General features: G+C 53.8%; 25 protein-coding genes. 16 read left to right on the top strand and 9 right to left on the bottom strand.

All coding sequences use genetic code 11. From position 1 onward, the window contains the following. Entirely contained in the window at positions 1–546 is a 546-nt protein-coding gene (locus ACJJIV_RS09485; RefSeq protein ID WP_444891528.1) for a hypothetical protein, read from the top strand. 51 nt (positions 547–597) lie between these two features. Continuing rightward, the gene (locus tag ACJJIV_RS09480; RefSeq protein ID WP_444891527.1) at positions 598–1908 is read left to right on the top strand and encodes a tetratricopeptide repeat protein; all 1311 of its coding nucleotides are present in this window, start codon (positions 598–600) and stop codon (positions 1906–1908) included. 114 nt (positions 1909–2022) lie between these two features. Here ACJJIV_RS09480 and ACJJIV_RS09475 read toward each other — a convergent pair whose 3' ends face one another. Together ACJJIV_RS09475 and ACJJIV_RS09470 are read right to left on the bottom strand one after the other, a co-directional pair. Then, on the bottom strand, positions 2023–2829 hold the full coding sequence (locus ACJJIV_RS09475) for an isocitrate lyase/PEP mutase family protein (RefSeq protein ID WP_444891526.1): 807 nt from the start codon (positions 2827–2829) through the stop codon (positions 2023–2025). A gap of 229 nt (positions 2830–3058) precedes the next feature. Beyond that, complete coding sequence (locus tag ACJJIV_RS09470; protein ID WP_444891525.1) at positions 3059–3889, bottom strand: alpha/beta fold hydrolase; 831 nt, start codon at positions 3887–3889, stop codon at positions 3059–3061. A gap of 338 nt (positions 3890–4227) precedes the next feature. Between ACJJIV_RS09470 and rpsF the strand changes: the two genes are divergently transcribed. From rpsF to ACJJIV_RS09440, 6 genes are all read left to right on the top strand, one after another. Further along, positions 4228–4671 carry a 30S ribosomal protein S6 gene (rpsF, locus tag ACJJIV_RS09465; RefSeq protein ID WP_252084250.1) on the top strand — a complete coding sequence of 148 codons (444 nt, stop codon included), beginning with the start codon at positions 4228–4230 and terminating at the stop codon, positions 4669–4671. A 12-nt stretch (positions 4672–4683) separates the two neighbouring features. Then, complete coding sequence (gene rpsR, locus ACJJIV_RS09460; RefSeq protein ID WP_108731487.1) at positions 4684–4914, top strand: 30S ribosomal protein S18; 231 nt, start codon at positions 4684–4686, stop codon at positions 4912–4914. Between the two features lie 43 nt (positions 4915–4957). Further along, positions 4958–5800: a hypothetical protein gene (locus tag ACJJIV_RS09455; RefSeq protein ID WP_444891524.1), complete on the top strand. Its 843-nt coding sequence runs from the start codon at positions 4958–4960 to the stop codon at positions 5798–5800. A gap of 37 nt (positions 5801–5837) precedes the next feature. Further along, positions 5838–6284, top strand: coding sequence for a 50S ribosomal protein L9 (gene rplI / locus ACJJIV_RS09450; RefSeq protein ID WP_444883547.1), 447 nt, complete (start codon positions 5838–5840; stop codon positions 6282–6284). 108 nt (positions 6285–6392) lie between these two features. Next, the gene (gene dnaB, locus ACJJIV_RS09445; protein WP_444891523.1) at positions 6393–7835 is read left to right on the top strand and encodes a replicative DNA helicase; all 1443 of its coding nucleotides are present in this window, start codon (positions 6393–6395) and stop codon (positions 7833–7835) included. A 69-nt stretch (positions 7836–7904) separates the two neighbouring features. Further along, a complete protein-coding gene (locus tag ACJJIV_RS09440; RefSeq protein WP_444891522.1) occupies positions 7905–8996 on the top strand; it encodes a winged helix-turn-helix domain-containing protein in 1092 nt (363 codons plus the stop codon). On the opposite strand, the gene ACJJIV_RS09435 is transcribed toward ACJJIV_RS09440, so the two are convergent. The 6 genes from ACJJIV_RS09435 to ACJJIV_RS09410 all read right to left on the bottom strand — a co-directional run bounded on the left by ACJJIV_RS09435 (position 8986) and on the right by ACJJIV_RS09410 (position 16114). Then, a complete protein-coding gene (locus ACJJIV_RS09435) occupies positions 8986–9687 on the bottom strand; it encodes a DUF6515 family protein (protein WP_444891521.1) in 702 nt (233 codons plus the stop codon). The genes ACJJIV_RS09440 and ACJJIV_RS09435 overlap by 11 nt on opposite strands. A gap of 109 nt (positions 9688–9796) precedes the next feature. Further along, positions 9797–10669 carry an agmatinase gene (speB, locus tag ACJJIV_RS09430; protein ID WP_444891520.1) on the bottom strand — a complete coding sequence of 291 codons (873 nt, stop codon included), beginning with the start codon at positions 10667–10669 and terminating at the stop codon, positions 9797–9799. 61 nt (positions 10670–10730) lie between these two features. Then, the gene (gene nspC, locus ACJJIV_RS09425; protein WP_444891519.1) at positions 10731–11924 is read right to left on the bottom strand and encodes a carboxynorspermidine decarboxylase; all 1194 of its coding nucleotides are present in this window, start codon (positions 11922–11924) and stop codon (positions 10731–10733) included. Between the two features lie 72 nt (positions 11925–11996). Then, positions 11997–13190, bottom strand: a complete 1194-nt coding sequence (locus tag ACJJIV_RS09420; RefSeq protein ID WP_444887836.1) for a saccharopine dehydrogenase family protein — start codon at positions 13188–13190, stop codon at positions 11997–11999. Positions 13191–13260: 70 nt separating this feature from the next. Then, a complete protein-coding gene (speA, locus tag ACJJIV_RS09415; protein ID WP_444891518.1) occupies positions 13261–15183 on the bottom strand; it encodes a biosynthetic arginine decarboxylase in 1923 nt (640 codons plus the stop codon). A 232-nt stretch (positions 15184–15415) separates the two neighbouring features. Then, positions 15416–16114 (bottom strand): DUF6515 family protein, encoded by a 699-nt coding sequence (locus tag ACJJIV_RS09410; protein WP_444891517.1) that lies wholly within the window; start codon positions 16112–16114, stop codon positions 15416–15418. 306 nt (positions 16115–16420) lie between these two features. Between ACJJIV_RS09410 and panC the strand changes: the two genes are divergently transcribed. Beyond that, positions 16421–17269, top strand: a complete 849-nt coding sequence (gene panC / locus ACJJIV_RS09405) for a pantoate--beta-alanine ligase (protein WP_444891516.1) — start codon at positions 16421–16423, stop codon at positions 17267–17269. Between the two features lie 13 nt (positions 17270–17282). After that, positions 17283–17669, top strand: a complete 387-nt coding sequence (panD, locus tag ACJJIV_RS09400) for an aspartate 1-decarboxylase (protein ID WP_252084259.1) — start codon at positions 17283–17285, stop codon at positions 17667–17669. A 44-nt stretch (positions 17670–17713) separates the two neighbouring features. Here panD and ACJJIV_RS09395 read toward each other — a convergent pair whose 3' ends face one another. After that, positions 17714–18631, bottom strand: a complete 918-nt coding sequence (locus ACJJIV_RS09395) for a polysaccharide deacetylase family protein (RefSeq protein ID WP_444891515.1) — start codon at positions 18629–18631, stop codon at positions 17714–17716. 173 nt (positions 18632–18804) lie between these two features. Between ACJJIV_RS09395 and ACJJIV_RS09390 the strand changes: the two genes are divergently transcribed. From ACJJIV_RS09390 to ACJJIV_RS09365, 6 genes are all read left to right on the top strand, one after another. After that, positions 18805–19299, top strand: a complete 495-nt coding sequence (locus ACJJIV_RS09390; protein WP_444891514.1) for a 2-thiouracil desulfurase family protein — start codon at positions 18805–18807, stop codon at positions 19297–19299. Positions 19300–19344: 45 nt separating this feature from the next. After that, complete coding sequence (locus ACJJIV_RS09385; protein WP_252084261.1) at positions 19345–19710, top strand: cupin domain-containing protein; 366 nt, start codon at positions 19345–19347, stop codon at positions 19708–19710. Positions 19711–19970: 260 nt separating this feature from the next. After that, positions 19971–21908, top strand: coding sequence for an acetate--CoA ligase (gene acs / locus ACJJIV_RS09380; RefSeq protein WP_444891513.1), 1938 nt, complete (start codon positions 19971–19973; stop codon positions 21906–21908). 143 nt (positions 21909–22051) lie between these two features. Then, the gene (locus tag ACJJIV_RS09375) at positions 22052–22468 is read left to right on the top strand and encodes a RipA family octameric membrane protein (RefSeq protein ID WP_252084263.1); all 417 of its coding nucleotides are present in this window, start codon (positions 22052–22054) and stop codon (positions 22466–22468) included. Positions 22469–22661: 193 nt separating this feature from the next. After that, complete coding sequence (locus ACJJIV_RS09370) at positions 22662–23039, top strand: VOC family protein (RefSeq protein WP_252084264.1); 378 nt, start codon at positions 22662–22664, stop codon at positions 23037–23039. A 39-nt stretch (positions 23040–23078) separates the two neighbouring features. Further along, on the top strand, positions 23079–23477 hold the full coding sequence (locus ACJJIV_RS09365; protein ID WP_252084265.1) for a DUF6632 domain-containing protein: 399 nt from the start codon (positions 23079–23081) through the stop codon (positions 23475–23477). The last annotated feature ends 120 nt before the right edge of the window (positions 23478–23597 follow it).

The following is a 23597-nucleotide window of genomic DNA, read 5'->3' as shown; positions in this document are numbered from 1 at the left end:
ATGTGGAAACAGGGATTATTGGCGGCGGGTGTCGCTGCAGCAGTTATGTATAGCGGCCCTTTATTGGCGCAGGAGGCACCAGAAGACCTGGATGTCACTCTCACTGTGGTTGAGGAGGGGCAGGATGCGCAAGATGTGGTGAACAACATAGAGCTTCCGCCGGATATGCAGGAGGTGGCTGAGGAAACCATCGCGGCGGTAATGGAAGCAGTAGCGGCTACTGGGCAGGGCGCTGAACATAGTGAGGAAATTGAAGCAAGGATGCGTGAGGCCCTCACACGCCACCAGGAGTTGATTGCCAATGCGCGTCTCTCAGCAGAAGCGGCCAGGGAGGAAGCTCTGCGCACCGCTGAAGTAGCCAGGGAAAGTATCGAAGAGGCCGTTAAGAGTGCGATGAACGGTGCAGATATACAAGGCGTTATCGAGCAAGTGATGCAGGATATTCTTTCTAGTCTACCTGCGGATATTCGCGACCAGATTTCTATGGAGCTTGATGGAATGTTTGAGCAGGCTCAGGACAATTTACCCGACGGGCCAGATGCCTAATTAATTGGCATTGCAAAATTTATGACAGGGAATGTTTAGAGGTAATCCACAGTGCGAAATGGGCGAATCGGAATAGTGCTAATTACGCTGTTGGTGTTGATATCACCAGTATCAATAGCTGCAGAGTTCTTCAGTGAGGCTACGGAGGCTTTCAAGCAGGGAAAATACCGTAGGGCGCTTAAGTACTTTGAAATTGAGCGTGAATCTGGCAATAACTCTGCAAAGCTCAGGTATAACATTGGCGTTACCTTGATGAAACTAGAGCGTTATTCGGAGGCCACGATATATTTTCTCGGCCTCCTGAATAATGCCCGCTGGAAGGACTTGGCCCGTTATAACTTGGCCATTGCCGCAGAGCGAAGTGATCGAGAATTGGTTGCACTTAAACATTACCGTATTGTGCGAGCAGGGGCGGCTACAGAAAAGCTGCGAGACATGGCTGCGCGCCGTCTGCGCTTATTGGCAGAGGATCACCGCGGCGAGCGTGAAAAACCCTGGCTGGCCACTGTCAGCCTAACGGTGGGCAATGATGACAACGCCTATGCGTTGCAAAATGAGCTACTGGAAGAAGCCTCGATTGGGGATGACAATTACGCCGAGTTGTTTGCTTGGGGTCAATACCGCCTCAAGGGAACTAATGGAAATGGCTGGCGGGTGCAAGGTTACGGATTTGGGCGTAAATACAAGGAGTATGACAATCTCGATCTAGCCAGTGCCAGGGCGGCATTATCCCATGATCGCCGACTGTTTGGTTGGACTGCGGAGATGGGATTTGCCGTCGAAATGGTGACCTTGGGGGGGGAGCCTGTCACACAGCAAGCACGGCTGTTGGGTAAAGTTTCGGGGAATTGGGGTCGCTCCAGAATAGTTTTTTCCTATAGCCCAGGTTACTACTTTGGTGGCGATGAATATGCTTATTTGGATGGCTGGCGTCAGTACTTTGACTTGAGTTGGCAGCGCTCACTATTTTCGACCGAGGCGAAGTTGTTTTATCGATTCGATTACAACGATCGTGAAGGGCAGGAGAAAGCAGAGGGGGATTACTATAGCTACTCACCTGCTCGTCATACTCTTGGAGGCACCCTGGTTTGGATACCTTCACCAAGGTGGAATATATCCACAGGGGTGGAGTATCGCAGTAGCCTCTATAACGAAAGCAATCGTATTACCGATAGCCAAGGCGATGTGGATCTCTATTTTAGGGAGTCCGATCGAATGAGATCCTGGTTGGGAGCAAAGCTTCGTATTACCCCTAATCTCCATATCAATGGGAAGTACCAATATATTGAAAATGAGGAGAATCGGGAATTCTATACTTACGACAAAAGTGAATATAGTTTAGGGGTTGGTTATAGTTTTTGATAGCTGAACTATTAAATCGCTTGGGGGCAAGGATGGCTCCCCCAAGCGCATCTGTAAATTTATAATGAGTATTGAGAAGTTTAAGTTATTCCTTTTCGAGATTATTGATCTTTTTTATTGGATATTGGCGCCCAGGTTATTTAGATAGTTATAGTCCAGACTGTGTTCAAAGATTTGTTTTGGATGTTTTCCTTGGAATAACTTATTGGCCATGTTGCTATAAAGCGCATAACTCGATTGAAATAAAGCAGGTCCCCAGCTTAGCCTACGAATTCCGGCTCTCCAGAAATGGGCGGGCTCTTCCATACCGGCTAGCAGCATTAAATTGAGTGGCATATTGATTTCTTGTGTTAGCTTTTGTGCGTCCGCCAGGGAGGTTAAACCAGGAATAAATCCTCCGTTGGCACCGGCCTCCCGGTAATCGGACAACCTTTGCATCACCTGTTTCAGTGAATCCTGGCTGTTCTCCGTACTGTTTAGGTAAATATCGGTTCGCGCATTAATAAAAAAGGGTCGCGCCTTTAACGTGGAGCGAATAGCCAGAATTTTTTCACGCAGTAGTTGTGGGCTTTCCCTGCCATCTTCGATATTGATACCGACTATGCCAAGATCACATAAAGTTTTAACTAGCTCGGCGACTTGCCTGGGATCAGAGCTGTAGCCATCCTCAATATCAATGGATATCGGGACGCGGGAAACCCGCAAAATGCGCTTAACTGCGCTCAGGTGTTCCGATATTGGCATGTTGCTGCCATCGGCATAACCCAGTGACCAAGCCACAGCGGCGCTACTGGTAGCTAAGGCGGGAGCGCCGGCTGCTTGGCAGAGCTGTGCGCTAGCGGCATCCCAGATATTTGGAAGGACTAAGAGTTGGCTGCCTTCATGCAAAGCGTTGAATTGTTCGAAGTAATTAATGGCCATTAAATTTCCCCATGCGACGACTTATTGATCGAGTAACTGGGGTAGAAAATTACTTCGAGCCTTTTCTAACTTCTGGCCAAAAACGGAAGTGAATAGGGAAGGTGTTACTGTGTGTGGGGGTATTGCTGTGCTGGAAAATAAGCAGGAGTAGAAAAGCTGGGGGTTGAATACCTGAAGAGTTCAGCTGCCTCGGCGCCACACTTTGGATGGCGCCAAGACCTGTATTTCCTCAGTAAGAGCCTGCTTGGTGTTGAGTCAACCAGCTGTCCACTTCGGCGATAATCGGGCGTGGATTTTTGATCCAGCTTAGGTGCGGGTTGCCTTTCGGATAGGTGGCGGCCATCTCACGGGTCTCGCCATCTACGATAGCAGCGAGCTTGCGCGCAGCCTTTACTGGTGCAAAGGGATCGCCGGCCAGGGCGATATGAAGAGTGGGTTGGCTGTTGGGCTTGTGTTTTCCAAAGCGTTTTTCTGGAGCGAAGCGCCCACTGAAAATAGAGCGGGCCCAGTCTTTCATCAGTTTGCGCGCTTCACGCCAGCCAAAACCCATGCGTGCGCCAGGGAAATAGCCGAGCAGACTCGAGGTGACACTCACTATTGAGGCAAAAAGTAAAATGGCGTACCTGTGCAGCCCGCTCCAGCTGCGGTGGTCTACATGGCCGGAGGCGATGGTGACAACCCTGGCATTGCCGGTCAGGCCGGCACGGGCTGCGAGAGTACTGGTTTGGCCGCCGATACTGTGGCCGAGAATCAGGGCCGGGCCTGCGGGGAAGGACTCTTCCAGCAGTGCCAGTAGTTGCGGGATAAAGGCAAATACCAGGTCATCGTAGCCGTAGTCGGCATTGCGGTTGGGTCTCGGCAGGCTTTCGCCGGTTCCCGGCAGCTCGGTGATGGCGGTGCTGTAGCCGAGTCGCTGTAATTCCTTCAACAAAAGATGGTAGCGATTGGCGGGAACGCCCATGGCGGGAATCACCAGGACTAGTGGGCCTTCGCCGTTGCGAACGGTGGTGACGGGCACCTGGAAGGCGCCAAAACTAAGGTTGTGCGTTTCTTGGGGCATGGTACTTCTCCCTACAGAGGGAGGCACTATATGCCAGCTCGCCGCCACAAACCCATGACCAGAACGCGCAGTTCAGTGGCTGAATCTACACAAAGACAGGGTTTCGCCGGACTAAGGCCCATGATGGAGCGGGTGGCCTCTGAGGGAGCAGTTGGAATAATTAGTTCATTTGTCCCTGAGCTGGAGGGGACACTGCCCTCAAATAATTGATCAACTTGCAAGCAATCCCGCAACTGCCTAGAATACGCCGCCCGCAATGGGCTCGGTCTATCCGCGCCCGTTGTACTCCTTGCCTTACCGGACTGTCCGGAAGGCTGATTAACCCGTAAGGAGCTAAAATGCGTCATTACGAAATTGTATTCCTGGTTCACCCGGACCAGAGTGAGCAGGTACCCGGCATGGTGGAGCGTTATACCGCTGCCATCAAGGACACTGGCGGTGAAGTACACCGTCTGGAAGACTGGGGCCGTCGCCGTCTGGCTTACCCGATCAACAAGATCCACAAAGCCCACTACATTCTGATGAATGTTGAGTGCACCGAAGAAGCTCTGGAAGAGCTGACCACCAACTTCCGTTACAACGATGCGGTTATCCGTAATCTGGTAATCCGTGAAGACGAGGCGATCACCGACGAGAGCCCGATCATGAAAGCGGAAAAAGAAAGCCGTGAGCGCAAAGCTGCCCGTGCAGAGCGCACCGAGCGTCGCGAGCGCGCTGAAGAAGAGCAGTCCTCTTCTGACGCCGCAGAAGCTTCTTCCGATAACGCTGAAAGCGAAGAGTAAGGGGATTATCAGATGGCACGTTTTTTCCGTCGTCGCAAGTTCTGCCGTTTCACCGCCGAAGGTGTTAAGCGTATCGACTACAAAGATCTCGATACCCTGAAAGCCTACATCTCTGAGACTGGCAAGATTGTTCCAAGCCGTATCACCGGTACCAAAGCCAAGTATCAGCGTCAGCTGGCCTCTGCGGTCAAGCGCGCGCGTTACCTGGCCCTGCTGCCGTACACGGACAGCCACGAAGCCTAAGCCGCAGTTTGCTTAGACTCATTAATAGAGAAGCTATCTAACTATGCGCGCCGTAGCTGAGTTTATTATGCGCGGGCGCGTGCGGGCGGTGATCCTCACTATGGTGGGGATACCGCTGATAAGCCCGGCAATCCTCGCTCTAGTGAGTTTGCGCCGCGGCAGCAGTGAAGGCCTGATGGTTTTGGCCTGGGCACTGTTGCCGATCGTTGTTATGGGCATGAGCGGTCATGTACCACCACTGGTGACCGGTATTTCCGCCGGCCACTTTGCCGCAGTGTTCTGCGGCGCCGTGGCACTGCGCAGTAGCCGTTCATGGGTCGCCCCACTGTTCACTGTAACAGCGGCCTCGGCGGTGGGTATTTTGCTCACTTCTGCCTTCAGCGGCGGTTTGCTCCAGGGCTTTATGCAAGCGCTCGAAAGAGCGGCAGAGCAGCCCAATACGGTTCCGATGGAAGAACTGAAGCAGGTGTTCTCAGGCGAGTTGCAGATTACTGGATATCTGAGCCTGATATCGGCGATGAGCGCCACACTGGCTTTGGTTCTGGGGCGCTACTGGCAGGCGCTGCTGTACAACCCCGGCGGTTTCCGCCAGGAGTTTCACCAGTTGCGTATGCCGGTATGGCTGGCGGCACTGAGTATGCTGCTGTGGGTGGTGAGCCTGGTGACCCCAGGTTACGCCTTCTGGGGCGCGGTGATCGCCTTCCCCATGGTGGTTGCAGGTATCGCCCTGATTCACTGGCTGGTCGCCAGTCGCGGTTGGGGGATTGGTCCCCTGGTGGCGATGTACGTGATGCTGGTGATTGGTGGCTTGCCCCTGGCTGGATTCCTGTGTGGTTTGGCTCTGGTAGATAGCTGGATAGATATTCGCGGGCGCTCCGCAAAGTAGGCGCGCTCTGCACAATACAGAAATTGAGGAAACCGAGATGGAAGTTATTCTGCTCGATAAAGTAGGCAAACTGGGCAACGTGGGTGATCGCGTTGAAGTTAAAGCCGGTTTCGGCCGCAACTTCCTGCTGCCGACTGGTAAGGCAATTCCGGCTACCGCAGCCAATGTTGCTGAGTTCGAAGCCAAGCGCGCTGAACTGGAAGCCGCTGCAGCTGCCAAAATGGCAGAAGCTGAGAGCCGCGCTACCAAGCTGGCCGACCTGGCTGTAACCATCGCTGCCAACGCTGGCGACGAAGGCAAACTGTTCGGCTCTATCGGCACTCGCGATATTGCAGACGCAATCACTGCTGGCGGTGTTGAAGTAGCCAAGGCTGAAGTGAAGCTGCCGGAAGGCGCTCTGCGCGAAGTGGGCGAGTACGAAGTAGACGTACAGCTGCACTCCGACGTGACTGCTGTAGTTAAAGTCGTTATCGAAGCCGAGTAAGGTTTTGCCGACAAGCAGTTGGTGCCACAGGCGCCAGCCGCGCTACAATCGGGCGCTGCACCCTACCGGGTCAGCGCCTGTTTTGTTTCTGGTATCCAGTAAAGCCCCATGATCGACGAATACGTTACCCCCGAAGAAGAAATCCACAGTGAAGAGAGTTCACCGCTGCCGCATTCGGTAGAGGCGGAACAATCGGTGCTGGGGGGCCTGATGTTGGATCCGGGCCGCATCGATGCGGTTGCCGAGCAGCTGAGTGAAGAGGACTTCTTTACCGCCAGCCACCGCAAGATCTTCGCGGTAATGGGCGAGCTGAGCAATGGTGAGCAGCCGCTGGATATCGTTACTCTCGCCGAAGGCCTCGCCAGTCGCGACCTCCTCGGCGAGGTGGGCGGTCCGGCCTATCTGGCGGAACTGGCCGAGAACACTCCCTCCGCGGCGAATATTGTCGCCTATGCCAAGATAGTGCGCGAGCGCTCCATGTTGCGCCAGCTGATTGCCGCCGCCGGTGAAATCAGCCGCACCAGTTTCAATCCCGGTGGCCTGGCCTCCGCCGATCTGCTGCAGATGGCTGAGCGCCGTGTGGCGGAAATTGCCGAGGGACGCGCCAAAGAGGGCGGTTTCGTCGGTGTGGATAGCCTGCTGAAGAAAACCGTCGAGCGCATCGATGAGCTGTTTAAAACTGAAGGCGATATCACCGGCCTCAGTACCGGCCTGACCGAATTGGATCAGCGCACCTCCGGCTGGCAGCCGGGCGAGCTGGTAATCCTCGCCGCGCGTCCTTCCATGGGCAAAACCGCTTTGGCACTGAATTTTATTGAGAGCGCCATGCTCAGCCAGGAGCGCCCGACCCTGGTCTTCAGTATGGAAATGCCGTCTGACAGCCTGGTAATGCGGATGTTGTCTTCAATCGGTCGTATCGACCAGGGTCGTATCCGCAACGGCAAGCTGCAGGAAGAGGATTGGCCCAAACTCTCCAGCGCCGTACAAAAAATGAAGGGCAAAGCCCTGTATATCGACGATACGCCTGCGCTCAGCCCCAGTGAGGTGCGCGCGCGCACTAAGCGCACCGTGCGCGATCACACCAATAAGTTGATGCGCGAAAATCCGCGTATGAGTCGCGAGGATGCCGAGGCCAAGAGCCTACCGGCGATGATTATGGTGGACTACCTGCAGCTGATGCAGGTGAAGGGCTCTACTGAGGGCCGCACCCAGGAAATTTCCGAAATCTCGCGCTCTCTCAAGGCATTGGCGAAAGAGTACGACTGCCCGGTAGTCGCCCTGTCGCAGCTCAACCGCGGTGTGGAGCAGCGCCCCAATAAGCGGCCGATGAACTCGGACCTGCGGGAATCCGGGGCGATCGAGCAGGATGCCGACGTGATTTTGTTTATCTATCGCGATGAGTACTACAACGAGGACAGCCCAGACAAGGGGCTGGCAGAGCTGATTATTGGCAAACAGCGTAACGGTGAGATAGGCACCTGTCGCGCGGCATTTATCGGTAAATATACGCGCTTCGATAACCTGGCACCGGAATATTATCAGGGCGAGTAGATCGCTAGGTGCCAGTCTCTGAAACCTGGCTGGTAACTGCTGCTCAGCAAATACAAGGAGGGTGACACCATGCTGTCAGAGCAACAGGTCCGCGCACTGGTGCTGGAGCGTCAGTTTATCTACAGCCCCTGGAAGGAGGGGCTCCCCGCCTTAGTAGCGCATCTCGGCGCGCTGCAACTGGATGCCATTCAGCGCATTACCCGTGCACACCACCACCAGCTGTACAACCGTTTGCCCCGTTACCGTGAGCCAGACTTAGCCGAAGCAGAACAGCGCCGCGAAATTTTCGAATACTGGTCCCACGCCGCCGCCTATATGTCGATGGAGCACTACCCCTATGCTCGGGTGCGTATGGATCGTATCCGCGCTGGGCAGCGCCACTGGTATGAGAAGAATGCCAAACTGTGCCGCTATGTGCTGGATCGGGTAGGCGCTGAGGGACCATTGCGGGCCAGTGATTTCGTACGCACCAAAAGCGGTTGGTGGGAATGGTCCGATGAAAAGAAAGCGCTGGAGCAGTTGTTTCACGAGGGTGAGCTGATGGTCAGCCACCGAGTGGGTTTTCAAAAGGTCTTTGATCTCCCAGGGCGGGTATTGCCGACAAATACGCCGATCAGCGCCGCTACCGAACTGGAATACGGCTGCCACCTGGTACGCACTTTTCTTGGCTGCCAGGGCATTGGCCGCCCTGAGGAAGTCGCCTATCTACGTCGCGAAGACAAGCCCCTGATTCAGCGGGCCATCGAAAATATGCTTGCCACTGGTGAGCTGACTTCTCATGGCAAAGAGTTGATGCTGACAGAGCAGCTGGAGCAGAGTCCGGCGCGGCCAGCGCGCAAGGTGCGACTGTTATCGCCTTTCGATCCACTGATACTACAGCGCAAGCGCCTGAGCCGGCTATTTGAATTTGATTACCAGTTGGAGTGCTATGTCCCTGCAGCCAAGCGCCGCTATGGCTACTTCTGTCTGCCGATTTTATACGGCGATCGTTTTGTAGGGTTGGTGGACTTGAAGGCCGATCGGGATGCGGGAGCACTGCGTATCGAGACTCTGCATTGGTTGGAAAAGCCCGGTGTCTCGCTGGAGGCGAGCTTTCACCGGGCCTTGGGTCAGTTCGCCCGCTTTCACGGGCTGGAAAGTGCGGCGGCGCTTACAGCTTGACCACCACATAGACTTCCTGGCCATCGCGCTGGGTCGGCATAAAGTAGTTGCCGCCATAGCGGTAGTACTGAATGCCATTGATCACTTCAGCCGCGTAGCCTTTGGGCAGCGTCTCCACCACCTGACCAGGCTGGAAGCCTTCTGGGCCTGGGTCCGGTGTTGCGGGGACTGTTGCCGGTGCCACAGTTGGAGCTTGTGCAGGCGCCGGAGTTGCAGCGACTGGTGCTGGAACCGTAACCACTGGTACCGGAGCTGGAACAACCGCCACCGGTGCGGGAGGCGCCACAACCACATAAGTACGGGAAGCTGGCATCCACTGGTAATAGGCATCGGCGTATTGGTAGTAGGTTACGCCGCCCACTTGCACCGGCACGGCTCTGCTTGGCAGTGTTACCACTGAAGCGCCCAGCGGTGCACTAACGACGACATAGCCCCTTGGGCCATGGCGATAGAAGTGTCCGCCTTGGTAATAATAGGGGCGCCCGCCTACGGCAACACGAACATGGCCTCTGGGCAATACGGGTGCGATAAACCCAACAGAAACATGGGGGCCGCGATAGTAGCCACCACCTCGGTGATGGTGGTGGTCGCCCCAGCGATCGTAGCCACGGGCGTCTGCAGATGGACTAAAGGCAAAAGCCGCCAGTGCAATGAAGGCACTGGCGCCAAGAACGATATTCAGCTTATTCACGATCTCTCCAGCGAAGTGATTACTCACATCGACATACTAACCCTTAATCTGACAGCAATGACAGGTTAATTGGTTAAGAATTGTCAAAGTGCTGGAAAGCGAGGCTGCCTCAGCGGTTGCGCTGAATAATCCCCATCAGTTTGTACATCAGCTGGGCAGCGGCGAAATCATAGGCGTGGAAGCCGTCAATCGGCGCGAATTCCAGTACGTCAAAACCGATAATCTGGCGTTGACGCGCCACGGATTCGAACAGGTTGAGGGTCTGGTACCAGCCCAGACCGCCGGGTACTGGAGTGCCGGTAGAGGGAAACACCGAAGGGTCCATGCCATCTACATCCAGAGTAAAGAAAACTTTCTTGGGGAAGTTTTCCGGCAGCTGGAATTCCTGCACGTTGTTGGGCACTAGCTGATGGGCGTCCAGATAGCCGACGTTGTAATCCTTGCGCGCCTGCATCTCTTCTTCGCAGTAGGCGCGAATCCCCAACTGGAACAAGGGCACGCCGGCCTCTACCACCAGGCGCATCACGCTGGCGTGACTGTGCTTGTGGCCTTCATAGCGGTCGCGCAGGTCGGCATGGGCGTCGATCTGAACCACACCGAAGTCGGTTTCACCGGCATCCAGCAGGCCTTTGATAATGCCCCAGGTCACCGAGTGTTCGCCGCCGATGCCCACTGGCATCTTACCCAGTGCCAACACTTCTTGAGTTGCTGCGGCGATATTGTCCATTACCTGCTCTGCAGCGTCGGAGACCGAGACAGGCGGGCGGGTGTAGATACCTAGCTCGCAGGGTGAGGAGAAGTTGTCGAAAGTTTCCAGCTGCCAGGAGGCCTCGAGAATGGAGGCCGGGCCCTTGCCAGTGCCGCCTCCGTAGGAAACAGTCTCCTCATAGGGGATGGGGATGATATGAAAGAAGGCGTCCTCGGGCTTGGGTTGTTCGATTTCGGAGCCCAGGAAGATGGGGTAATCGTTTTCTGGCTGCATCTATGTGTCCTCTGGCGGCGGGGATTGTACTGTCCGCCGCATCACTATCTTGTTGGGGCTTTCAGGAGAGGCGCTCTTTGAAGTCGTCGTAACCGAAGCTCTTGATGATTTTCAGGTCGTCGGTCTCTGAGTTCCACAGGGCGATGGAGGGCAGGGGGATGCCATTGAAGGTGTTGGTTTTCACCATGGTGTAGTAGGCCATTTCCTCGAACACCAGGCGTTCTCCTACCCTAAGCGGGTTGTGGAAGCTGTACTCGCCGATGCTGTCGCCGGCCAGGCAGCTCTGCCCGCCCAGGCGGTAGGTGTGGGGCAGTTCGCCGGGGCGCGCGGCGCCGGTGATTTCCGGACGGTAGGGCATCTCCAGAACATCCGGCATATGGCAGGTGGCGGAGGCGTCGAGAATGGCCTGGTTTTGGCCGTTCCAGGCGGTATCCACCACTTCTGTCACCAGGATGCCGGCGAACAGGGAAATAGCCTCACCGGGCTCCAGGTAGACCTGCACACCATATTTTTCAGAAAAATTGCGCACGGCGCTAACCAGCTCGTCGACCTGGTAATCGCGGCGGGTGATATGGTGGCCACCGCCAAAATTGATCCACTCCATCTGCGGGATCAGGTCGCCAAATTTCTCTTCCACGGCAGCGATGGTGCGCTCCAGCGGTTTGAAGTCTTGTTCACACAGGGTGTGGAAGTGCAGGCCGCTAATGCCCTCCAGCGACTCATCGTCAAACAGTGAACGCACGATACCCAGCCGTGAGCAGGGCGCGCAGGGGTCGTAGAGGTCGGTGTGGCCTTCGGAGTGCTCTGGGTTAATACGCAGGCCAAAGCGCAGTTCCGGGCGCTGCTTCTGCATATCCAGGCACAGTCCCCGGTAGCGTTTCCACTGGGAAAAGGAGTTGAAGATTACGTGGTGGGCGAACTGCAGAATTTCGCGTAGTTCATCTTCTTTATAGCCGGCACTGAAAACATGGACTTCCTTGCCCTGGTCGCGCCCGCCGTACTCTTCAAAGCCGAGTTTCGCCTCAAACAGGCCACTGGCACAGGTGCCCGACAGGTATTCAGCAACAATTGGACCGGTGCTGAACATGGAGAACGCTTTCAATGCGGCCAATACTTTGGCGCCACTGCGTTTCTGCACATCGGCCAGTAGTGCCAGGTTGTCGCGCAAGGCGATTTCATCGACCACGAAACAGGGAGAGGGTACGCGGTAGGGGTCAAAGTGTCCGAAGTAGTCTAGGCGGGGAGTGAGATCCATAGGGAGCTTCTTTATCCTGCTGCGCGGGATGGGCGCCAGGGCCCATCCCGAGGGGTATGGAAAAGTGCGGAATTACTGGAAGGGCTTATCCAGCCAGGTTTCCTGCCAGGGCAGGCCGTACTTGTTCAGGTCGTCCATAAAGGGGTCCGGGTCCATCTGCTCCATGTTCCACACGCCGGGCTTCATCCACTTGCCTTCCAGCATCATCTTGGCGCCGATCATTGCCGGTACTCCAGTGGTGTAGGAGATGGCCTGGGACTGTACCTCTTTGTAGCAATCCTGGTGATCGCAGGTGTTGTAGACGTAGTAGATCTTCTCTTCGCCGTCTTTGCTGCCGCGGATAATGTTGCCGATGCAGGTCTTGCCTTTGGTCAGCGGGCCCAGGCTGGCGGGGTCTGGCAGCATCGCCTTGAGGAACTGAATGGGCACAATTTCCTGGCCTTGGAACTGCACCGGTTCGATGCCGGTCATACCGACGTTTTGCAGTACTTCGAGATGCTTCAGGTAGCTTTCACCAAAAGTCATCCAGAAGCGCGCGCGCTCGATTTCAGGGAAGTGCTTGGACAGGGACTCCAGCTCTTCGTGATACAGCAGGTAGATGTCTTTGTCGCCGATGCCTTCGGGGAAGTTGAAGACACGCTTCTCTTCCATCGGCTTGGTGGTTACCCACTGGCCATTTTCCCAATAGCGGCCGTTGGCGGTAATCTCGCGGATATTGATTTCCGGGTTGAAGTTGGTGGCGAAAGGCAGGCCGTGGTCGCCGGCGTTGCAGTCGAGAATATCCAGGGTGTGGATACGATCGAAGTGGTGCTTCTTGGCGTAGGCGGTAAATACGCTGGTCACGCCGGGGTCAAAACCGCTGCCCAGCAGGGCCATCAGGCCGGCTTTCTCGAACTTCTCCTGGTAGGCCCACTGCCATTTGTACTCGAACTTGGCCTCTTCCGGCGGCTCGTAGTTGGCGGTGTCTAGGTAGTGCACGCCGGTTTCCAGGCAGGCATCCATGATGTGCAGGTCCTGGTAGGGCAGGGCCACATTGATGATCATGTCCGGCTTCACTTTTTCGATCAGCTTGACCAGTTCGGGTACGTTATCCGCATCGACTTCGGCGGTATCAATTTTCCGCGGCAACATCTCCGCGATCTTGTCGCACTTGCTCTTGGTGCGGCTGGCGAGGGTGATGTTTTCAAATACTTCAGGAACTTGTGCGCACTTATGCGCAACTACCTGGCCGACGCCGCCGGCGCCGATGATCAGTACGTTGGCCATAAAGATCTCCTTAGTCTGCGGCGTTGGCCGCCGCTATCTTCTTAAAGGCTTGCCGCCTTATTTTTTAAACTTACTTTTCGAAGTAGGTGTAACCGCTCATGCTGGCGGTATAGGTATGCAGAATCTGCTTGCGCTGGGCAGCGGTGATCAACCCCTGTTTCACAGCGCGCTCCGCCAGGCGGCGGAAACGCTCGAACAGTTCTTTGGGTTGATATTCTACGTAACTCAGCACGTCGGAAATACTGTCGCCGTGAATCTCATGACTGAAGTCGATACTGCCGTCCTCCTGGATACGTACACTCACCACGTTGGTATCGCCAAACAGGTTGTGCAAATCGCCCAGAGTTTCCTGGTAGGCCCCCACCAGGAAGGTGCCGAGGATATAGTCCTCGCCCTCTTTCAGTTCGTGCAGGGGCAGGGTTTTCTGCTCCTTCTCGCGACCGATAAAGCGGTCGATCTTACCGTCGCAGTCGCAAGTGATGTCGGCGATGATACCCGAGCGGGTCGGCGCCTCATCCAGGCGATGGATCGGCAGTAGCGGGAATACCTGGTCGATGGCCCACATATCCGGGATCGACTGGAAGACGCTCACATTGGCGTAGTAGATATCCGACAGCACCTCTGGCAGGGCCTGCAGGTCAGCGGGTATTACTTCGGCTTCGTCGAGGAGTGCGCGAATTTCCTGGGCACCCTGCAGGAACAGGTTCTCCGCATTGGCGCGCTCGCGCAGGCTCACCTGGCCGTGTAGGTACAAAGAGCGCACTTCGTCGCGATAATAAAGGGCGTCGTTGTAGCTCTCCTGCAGGTTTTTGGGGGTGATGCTACTCACCGCATCCTGCAGATTGAGCAACATCTGGTGGTCGCCGTCGCTGATCTTGGTGTGCTCCAGTTCCACCGGTTCGAAGCGAGTGGTGTCGAGCACATCGAACAAAAGCACAGAGGAGTAGGCCACGGTAGCGCGGCCGGACTCGGTGATAATCACCGGGTGGGCAACCCCTTCACTGTCGAGAGTCCCCATAATGGCTTCCACGACATCCACGCAGTACTCGTCGAGGGAATAGTTCTTGGAGTGGGTGTAGTTGGTCTTGGTGCCGTCGTAGTCCACCGCCAGGCCACCGCCCAAGTCCAGATAGCCCATGGGAGCGCCTTCTTCCACCAGATCGGCGTAATAGCGGCAAGCTTCCAACACTCCGGTGCGAATATCGCGAATATTCGGTACCTGCGAGCCCAGGTGGTAGTGCAGCAGCTTGAGGCAGTCGAGCATATTGTGGCTGCGCAGCTGGTCGACCATGGCAATCAGGTCGTTACTGCCCAGGCCGAAAATGCTGCGGTCGCCACTGGTGGCGTTCCAGTAGCCGCCCACCTTGGAGGCGAGTTTCACCCGCGCGCCGATATTGGGGCGCACCTGCTCGCGCTCTGCGCAGCGGATGATGGTTTCCACTTCCGAGGGCGTTTCTACTACGAAGAAAATCTGTACACCCAGGCGCTGCGCCTGCAGGCCGAGGTTGATAAATTCCTCGTCCTTGTAGCCGTTACAGATGATCAGAGATTCGGTGTTGTCCAGAATGGACAGTGCAGCGATCAGTTCCGCCTTGCTGCCAGCCTCCAGGCCGTGGTTAAAACGGCGGCCGGCGCTGGCGATCTCCTCGATCACCTGACATTGCTGGTTGACTTTGATCGGGAAGACCCCGCGAAAAACATTGCCGTAGCCGCAATTTTCGATGGCGCGGGCAAAGGATTCATTAATGCGGGCGATCTGTGCATCGAGCAGATTTTCAATGCGCAGTAGTAAGGGCATGCCCAGGCCGCGCTCGGTGGCGCCGCGGGCGATCTCCATCAGAGAGACACTTTGGGATTCCCCGTTGGGACCCTCGACCAGGACCGAAACTTCACCGTCTTCATTTAAATCGAAATAGCCGGCGCCCCAGTTGCGGATGCCGTAAAGTTCGGCAGAATCGTCGCAGGTCCAGTTTTTTACTTGTTGCTGTTTCATGGCGCCTTTCCGTTGATCTGTGGCGGGCGCGAATCTTGGGCCCAGCAGTGCTGGAAAGCAATAACTATAGATAAAAAAACGTTGATTTTTTTCCCTGTAAAAAACTAAATATTTATTCGGTTTTTTTCTGGCTTCAGCGCGCTTTACGATGAGGAATTGTTGTGGAAATTTAGCCGCGAAATAAAAAAGCGGTCCGAAGACCGCTGAAGCTTGGGGGGATGGAATAGCGCGGTTAAAACAGTCCGGGGTTGGGCACAACGCGGTAGCCGCGTCGTCGGTCATCCCAGCGGTAATAGGTGTCGTAGGCTACATAGTAGTTGTAGCCACCGACAACCACTGTCAGGGCTGAGGCCGGTAAGCTATGCACGATGGCGCCGTGAGGCGGACGGGTTACCACATAGCCGTGAGAGGCTGGGCGGTAGAAAATACCTTCGCTATAGTAGAAGCCGGTGGCGCCGATGCTGACACTGACAAAATTTTGCGGTAGGTGGCGCCAGCTGTAGCCGTAGCCGTAATGTGCCGGGCGCCAGCGAGGACGATGCCCATGGTGGCCACGGCTATAATGGGGTCTGTGCACCGCGCGGTGCTCGTGCCGGTGGCCTGTGCGGTGGCCTGTGCGGTGGCCGCGGCTATAACCATCGGAGTAACCATCTTTGTAAGCGTGGCGGACTTCTCGGCGATGTCTGCGCTCCTCTCTACGCTCTCTGCGTGCTTCCTTGCGCTGTCTGCGCTCTTCTCTACGATGTTCTCTCTCGTGCTTGCGATTATGATGTCTGTCGCGTTCCATGTGACGCTGCTCGCGATGGGCTCTTCCCTGTCCGTGGTGATCGTGGTCCATTGCCCGCTGGTGTCCCCTATGTACTTCGGAAATGGCAGGGGTTGCCAGGAGCAATAGGCCCGCGGCGGCGATGGCAGTAGTGAAGTGTCTCATGGCAGCGCTCCCGAGCACGGATGGCTCTTTGATGTCGTTTAAAGTCGTTTGTGGATCTTGGCGGGCAGTTTGCCCTGGCGGGCATGAACACTTCCTGAACTCTGCGCGATAACTTGAGGTGGGGGAGAGGTGTGGTGGGATAATTTGTAAGTGACTTGGAATCCGGCTGATATGACCTAGACAGTGGTCTGTGAGCTATCAGAGATGTCGTGGGAAAAACCTGGGGATAGCGGCACTTTTGCTAAGTTGAGACGCCTCGTCTCAGCGAGTATGATGCCGCGCTGATACATAGTGAGCGGTAGAGAGATGCAAGTCTTCCACCACGTAGCCAGCCTGCGCGAGGCGCTGGCCAGAGCCCGAGCAGACGGCAAGACCGTGGGCTTCGTGCCCACCATGGGCAATCTGCATGACGCCCATATCGAGCTGGTCAAGTTGGCCCAGCAGCACTGCGACCTAGTAGTGGTATCGATCTTCGTCAACCGCCTGCAGTTTGGCCTGAATGAGGATTGGGACAAATATCCGCGCACTATGGAGCGGGATATGGCCCGGTTGCGCGAAGCCGAGTGCGATTTCCTGTTCCACCCGGATGAGAACGAGATTTATCCCAACGGTATGGACCAGCAGACCCGCGTAGTTTGCCCGGCCATGACCGATGTGCTTTGTGGCGCGAGTCGCCCCGGTCACTTCGAAGGGGTGACGACGGTAGTCTCCAAGCTGTTTAATATTGTGCAGCCGGACAAGGCCGTATTTGGCATCAAGGACTTCCAGCAATTGGCGGTGATTCGCCGTATGGTCGAGGACCTGTGTATTCCGGTGGAAATCATTGCTGCGCCGGTACACCGCGAGAGCGACGGTCTGGCTCTGAGCTCGCGCAATGGCTATATCACTGCAGATGAGCGCCCCAAGGTGGCGGTGCTCAACCAGTCACTGAATTGGGTTAAAGATGAAATCGTGGGTGGGCGCCGGGATTTTGCCGACCTGGAAAAAGAGGCGCGCCAGCGTATCGAAGTCACTGGCTTCCGCGTCGACTATTTCTCCATCTGCTACAGCAAGGACTTACAGCCGGCGGCTGATGACGATAAACAAATTACGATTCTGGGGGCGATGTACACCAGTGCCGCGCGCCTGATCGACAACGTATCCCTGGAACTCTGAGGGGCATCCAACCATGCAAATTGAAATGTTGAAGTGCAAACTGCATATGGCCGCGGTGACCCAGGCCGAACTCTGGTATGACGGCTCCTGCGCAATTGATGAAGATCTGGTAGAGCTAGCCGGTCTGCGTGAATTCGAAAAAATCGATATTTACAACGTGAGCAACGGTGAGCGCTTTCACACCTATGTGATTCTGGCCGAGCGCGGCTCCGGTATTATCTCCATGAATGGTGCCGCTGCCCGCCGTGTACAAGTTGGCGATCGTATTATTATCGCTTCCTATGCCCAGATGACAGAGGCAGAGGCCGATAGCCACAAGCCCAAGCTGGTCTACCTGGATGAAAGCAACAAGGTAGAGCGCAGCACTAATACCATTCCGGTTCAGCTCGCTGAAGCCTGATTCTCTCCGTTACAGGGCTTTGTGCCCTGTAGCATCCCTGACATTTAGTGATCAGACATCAATAACACTTCCTGATTGAACCTCTTTTCCAGGTAGGACTCATTCAGGGTGTAATGCCAGAGATTTTTCTTTTGCCCTTTAGCAAGGGCGATTTCGCCGACTCTGCCAGGATTGTATTTAATCGGTTGGTCGAGTTGGTATTTGGCGATGGGATCTTGATAGGCCTCCTGCAAAGAAATTATTTCCCAGCCTTCCCGCTGCAGGCGACGAGCTAAATCGCCAATAAACAACGCCGTAATGTCCATTTCATGTAACAGTAGGACGTGCTTGGGTGAGCGCCCGAGATATTTGCTCGCCATATCGTCGTAGTAATTAATACTCGCCATAAGAACGTCGACATAAAACTTTGAGAGTCTCTCCATATCAACCGGTTTCCCGACTTTCACCGCCGCTTGGAAAAGCTCTTCGATATACCAGTCGTAATTATTTAAGGTGATATAGGCATTTTGGTAATTATTTTTCTGTAATAGATTTCGCATGCCATCCCGTTTTTCGATAGTTTCTCCCTCGCGCAGGTAGGGAAAGCGGAAATAGGGTTTAAAATTGTCAAATTTTTGCAGTAGATGATGGGCTTGTAAAAAATCTGACTGATAGACGGATAGCTCTGTCTCAAGAAAGTTGGGATGGCTATGGGTGTGATTGCCAATAATATGCCCGGCCTTGTTGTATGTGCCTATTCTCTCTAGGCCTTCCTGATTCAGTGATTGCGTGGTGGCAAAGAAGGCTACTTGTCCAATTTTGTGCTTTTCCAGGTTCTCAATTAGTGTTTTTGCTCGAGTTGGTCCGTCAAAGTAGCCATCGGCTTTGCGGGGGGCATCGTCAAGCGTAATCGCCAATTGTTTGGCATTAGCTACAGGGATTGTGAACAGGCTGATAATCAAAATCAGTATAGAGCGCAGCATGATTTATTTCTCTAATGGATTTGTTTAGGGGGCGTTCGCTTAACCTGGATTTATTTGTCTAACTTTTCCGACTTTCTATCTTAATTTACTTGCTGGGCAACCTTAATGCTCGTGTAATCTAAGTGACCTTTAAGCATTATTTTCTATTGTGTCCATTTTGACCGCAGGTGTATATGACCAAAATACTAGTGAGTTCTTGTCTCCTGGGGTGTGCCGTGCGTTATAACGGTAGTGATGTTGAGGTCCATAACAACGATTTTGATTGGCTTATAGAAACCCAGGATATCGTTCCTCTGTGTCCGGAAGTTGCAGCCGGATTGCCTATACCCAGAGATCCGGCAGAGATTTTCGGCGGTAGTGGTGCTGAGGTTTTAGCGGGCACGGCCAGAATTATAGGAATTGATCATAAGGATCTGACAGATCAATTGATATGGGGAGCGGACGTAGCCCTGCGCTTGTGTCGAAATCAGGATAACAAGTTTGCGGTGCTTACAGAAAACAGCCCATCCTGTGGTTCGAACTTTATTTACGATGGCAGTTTTTCAGGAGTGAAGAAAAAAGGGATTGGAATAGTTGCTGCCCGTCTAAGTGAATCGGGAGAGTTGGTTTTTAGTCAGCATACTGTTGGAAGCCTCAGAGACTTAGTTGAGACCTCACGTTTGATATAGTTTTAATTAATAAGTGCTTTCTTGCTTAGGAGGAAAGGATTAGAAATGCGCTATAAAGTCATTAATTTTAGAGAAAAGCTAGCAAAGTTCTCGGACCATTGGTCTCCTAAGGTCATCGCGGAGATGAATGATTACCAGTTCAAGCTGGTAAAGATACAAGGAGAGTTTACCTGGCATGATCATCCCGATACGGATGAGGTTTTTATCGTTGTCTCAGGACAAATGGAAATTGAGTTTCGCGATAATACTATCTGTTTGGGTCCTGGGGAGATGGCTGTGGTGCCCAAAGGCGTGGAGCACAAGCCAAGGGCTGAACAGGAGTGCGAGATTTTACTGGTTGAGCCCAGAGGCGTTGTGAATACTGGTGATGCCGGAGGTGAACTGACCGCGGATAATAATATCTGGATTTAATATCCGGTAAATTGTCCAGGGCTTAATCGATAATTTTCTGTTGTTAGTCAACCTTCTGGCCCCTTGTTGTTTTAGCCGTCCCCAGTGGGTGAGAAATGGACGAATTATCTTGTACCGTGTGAATGTTTCCTACTTTTCAACTCTGCCAGCGGTGGGGGGATTGTTTCACCCAGGCAATGCTATAAAGTGAGTCGAATAAGACCCCATAAATTCAGAATTCTCTAGGCCAAGGTGCCACGCTAATAATAAGGGAGAAGATGATGTCAGATGTGCATACCCGCCCCATACCTGCCAAGTTTGCCGCCAATGCTCTGATTGGCGCTGAAGACTACGAAAAAATGTATCGACAATCGGTGCAAGATCCAGAGGCATTCTGGGCTCAGCAGGCCAAGGATTTTCTGCAGTGGGAAAAATCTTTTACCCAGGTGCTGGAGGAGGATATGCACCGAGGGCATACGGCTTGGTTTGCCGATGGTCAACTCAATGTCACGGTGAATTGCATCGACAGACACTTAGCTAGCCGCAGTGAGCAAACCGCCATTTTGTGGGAGGGAGACGACCCTGCGGATAGTGTAGCGATTACCTATCGCACTCTGTATGACAATGTGTGCCGCCTGGCGAACTTGTTGAAATCTCGTGGAGTGAAGAAAGGGGATCGGGTTTGCATTTATATGCCCATGATTCCCGAGGCGGCCTATGCCATGCTCGCCTGTGCCCGTATTGGTGCGGTGCATTCGGTGGTGTTTGGCGGTTTCTCGCCGGTTTCGCTAAGGGATCGCATACTCGACTCTGATTGTCGCTTGGTGATTACCGCCGATGAAGCGATTCGAGGGGGTAAGCATATTCCCCTCAAAGCTAATGTAGATCAGGCCCTGTCTGAGTGCCCCAGCGTTCATACGGCCATTGTGGTAAAGCATATCGGCGCCCCAGTGGACTGGGATAGTAAACGGGATATCTGGTATGCGGATGCCATCGCAGAAATGGATGGCGACTGTGCACCAGAAGTCGTCAGCGCTGAAGATCCGCTGTTCATCCTCTATACCTCCGGTTCCACCGGCAAACCAAAAGGGGTGCTACATACCACCGCTGGTTATTTGCTGATGGCCACCATGACTTTCAAATATGTATTTGATTACCGGGAGGGTGAGGTTTTCTGGTGCACCGCGGATGTCGGTTGGATTACCGGCCATAGCTATATCGTCTACGGTCCCCTGGCTGCCGGAGCCACCACGTTAATGTTTGAAGGCGTGCCCACCTATCCGGATGCCTCACGTTTTTGGCAGGTTGTGGATAAACATCAGGTCAACAGCTTTTACACTGCGCCCACGGCGATCCGTGCATTAATGGGAGCGGGGGATGCGTTTGTCACCAGTACAGAACGCAGCTCCCTGCGACTATTGGGGACCGTGGGTGAGCCAATTAACCCAGAGGCCTGGGAGTGGTATTACAAGGTAGTCGGTGATGAGCGCTGCCCTATTGTGGATACCTGGTGGCAGACGGAAACCGGCGCTCATATGATCACACCGCTACCCGGTGCTATGGCGCTTAAACCGGGTTCCGCCACAAAGCCTTTCTTTGGTGTGCAGCCGGTGTTGTTGGATGGGGACGGCAAAGAAATCGAAGGTGCGGGAGAAGGTGCTCTGGCGATTAAAAAAAGCTGGCCCTCGATGATTCGCGGAGTATATGGCGATCGCCAACGTATGATTGATACCTACTTTTCTACTTATCCCGGTTATTACTTTACTGGCGATGGTGCGCGCAGGGATGCGGATGGTTACTACTGGATCACCGGGCGTATCGACGATGTGTTGAATGTTTCTGGCCACCGCCTAGGCACCGCTGAGATCGAGAGTGCCCTGGTGTTGCACCCGGACACCGCAGAGGCCGCAGTGGTGGGTTATCCGCATGATATTAAGGGTCAGGGTATTTATGCGTTTGTTACCCTGAAATCAGGGCGGGAACCCAGTGAAACCTTGTGGCAGGCGTTAATTGAACTCTGCTCCAAAGAGATAGGGCCTATTGCCAAGCCGGATGTCATTCAATGGGCGCCGGGCCTGCCTAAAACCCGCTCGGGAAAAATTATGCGGCGTATTCTGCGCAAGATAGCCTGTAATGAGTTGGATAACCTCGGAGATACCTCCACCCTGGCGGACCCTGCAGTAGTTGACGATCTACTGGCACATCGCGAAAATCGCTGACCTGAATTTAGCGCAAGTACTATTCCCTGACGGCGCGGCTGTTGGGGACTGTAGAAAAGCCGGGCATCGCCCGGCTTTTTTGCTCTTATCGGTGCCATCGCGCGCTGGTTCAAGGCCAGTAAATTGACTCAAGGAGAAAGAGTTTGGAGCAGGTAAAGTACCTTTGTGAGCACTATCGCTTTGCAGCTGACCAGCGCCTCAAGGTTTTTAATTTTTTTGTTGTACTGACCATGTTTGTGGAGGGTGGGATTTTTACTGCGGTGGAGAAAAATTTTCACCCGCTTATATTGGCCCTGCTCGGTGGTTTTGTGATGATCCTGGTAACGGTATTTTGGTTGATGGATGTACGCAGCCGCGAGCTACTTAGGTTAGCGGTACCCGCCCTGCAAAATCTCGAGCAGCAGTATCCCGAAGAGGCTAGAATTTTTTCCAATGACGCTATCCGCCGTGGGGAAATTGCGCGTTACACCTTTGCCTATCGGGTACTTTTGGTCGGCCAGCTTATCTTTGGGTTTGGTGTGGCAGCATATGGGTTGTATCACTGGTATATCACTCCTTAACCCGACCCCTCAAATTTTGGCATGGCAACTTGGCGACAGAATTTGCTGGGTTGTCATCAGCCTCGACGCTGTAATGGTTCTTTTCACGCAGTAAAGCCCGTCACGATTCCATTCCAAGCAAGGTCTAACTCCCTTCCCTGGACTATCTTGCAGATTGGCGGTGAAGCCAGCCTATGAAAGGGAAAGTAAATCCATGTTGGATCACATCAGAATACCGGTTGAAGATTTTACCCGTTCCCGTGAGTTTTATCGCCAAGCCCTGGCGTGTTTGGGGTATGAATTGGTGATGGAGTTTGATAATTCAGCTGGTTTTGGCTGGGCGGATAAGCCGGAATTTTGGATTCGCAGCGAGGAAGTCAGCAGCTCTCAGCTACATATTGCCTTTCGGGCCGAGGAACGTGAGGTAGTGCGTGATTTCTATAGAGCTGCATTGGCAGCGGGTGGTACCGATAATGGTGTGCCGGATATCTATGAAGAGTATCACCCGGATTACTACGCAGCCTATGTATTAGACCCGGATGGCAACAATCTCGAGGTGGTTTGTCATTTGCCCGGCGATTTGCAGGAATAATTCAGGTAGTTGCTTAGCTAATAAAATAGAGACTTTGTTATGGATGATGCTGTCCGCGCCAAGTACCTACCTATTGCACTGGTAGTCGTAGGCCTGATCTTTATATTTGCTATTTATCCGATGATGATGTGGGTTTGGCCATCTGGGTGGGGGTGGACCCCACGACAGCCGGAATATGAGCAGATGATTATGGGGATCTATGCAACTTTGGGTGTTTTTCTTATTCGCGCGGCAAAAGATCCCGCAGCCAATGCCAGCTTAATTTGGTTTACCGTTTGGTCCAGCTTGGTGCATGCCACCATTATGCTGTTTCAGGCATTGTACGATCGCACTGAGCGAGCGAATTTGTTGGGAGATATTCCTGCGCTTTTTTTGGTGGCAATTGTGCTTTGGTATCTGATGCCAAAGCGTCACTTTAAAAAAAGTGATAAAACTTGAGGGGGAATTTTATAGTCAGTGCAGCTTATTAATCCCAACTATAAGAACGATAATAAGGTCTAATTTCCCACTAAATATACTCGCTTATAAGCTCTGTCCCTGTAATAGAAACAATTTTAG

Source organism: Microbulbifer mixtoriginis (SeqCode) (genome assembly GCF_052466765.1).
Note: the sequence above shows the minus strand (reverse complement) of the source record. Positions and strands in the feature narration are given on the sequence as shown.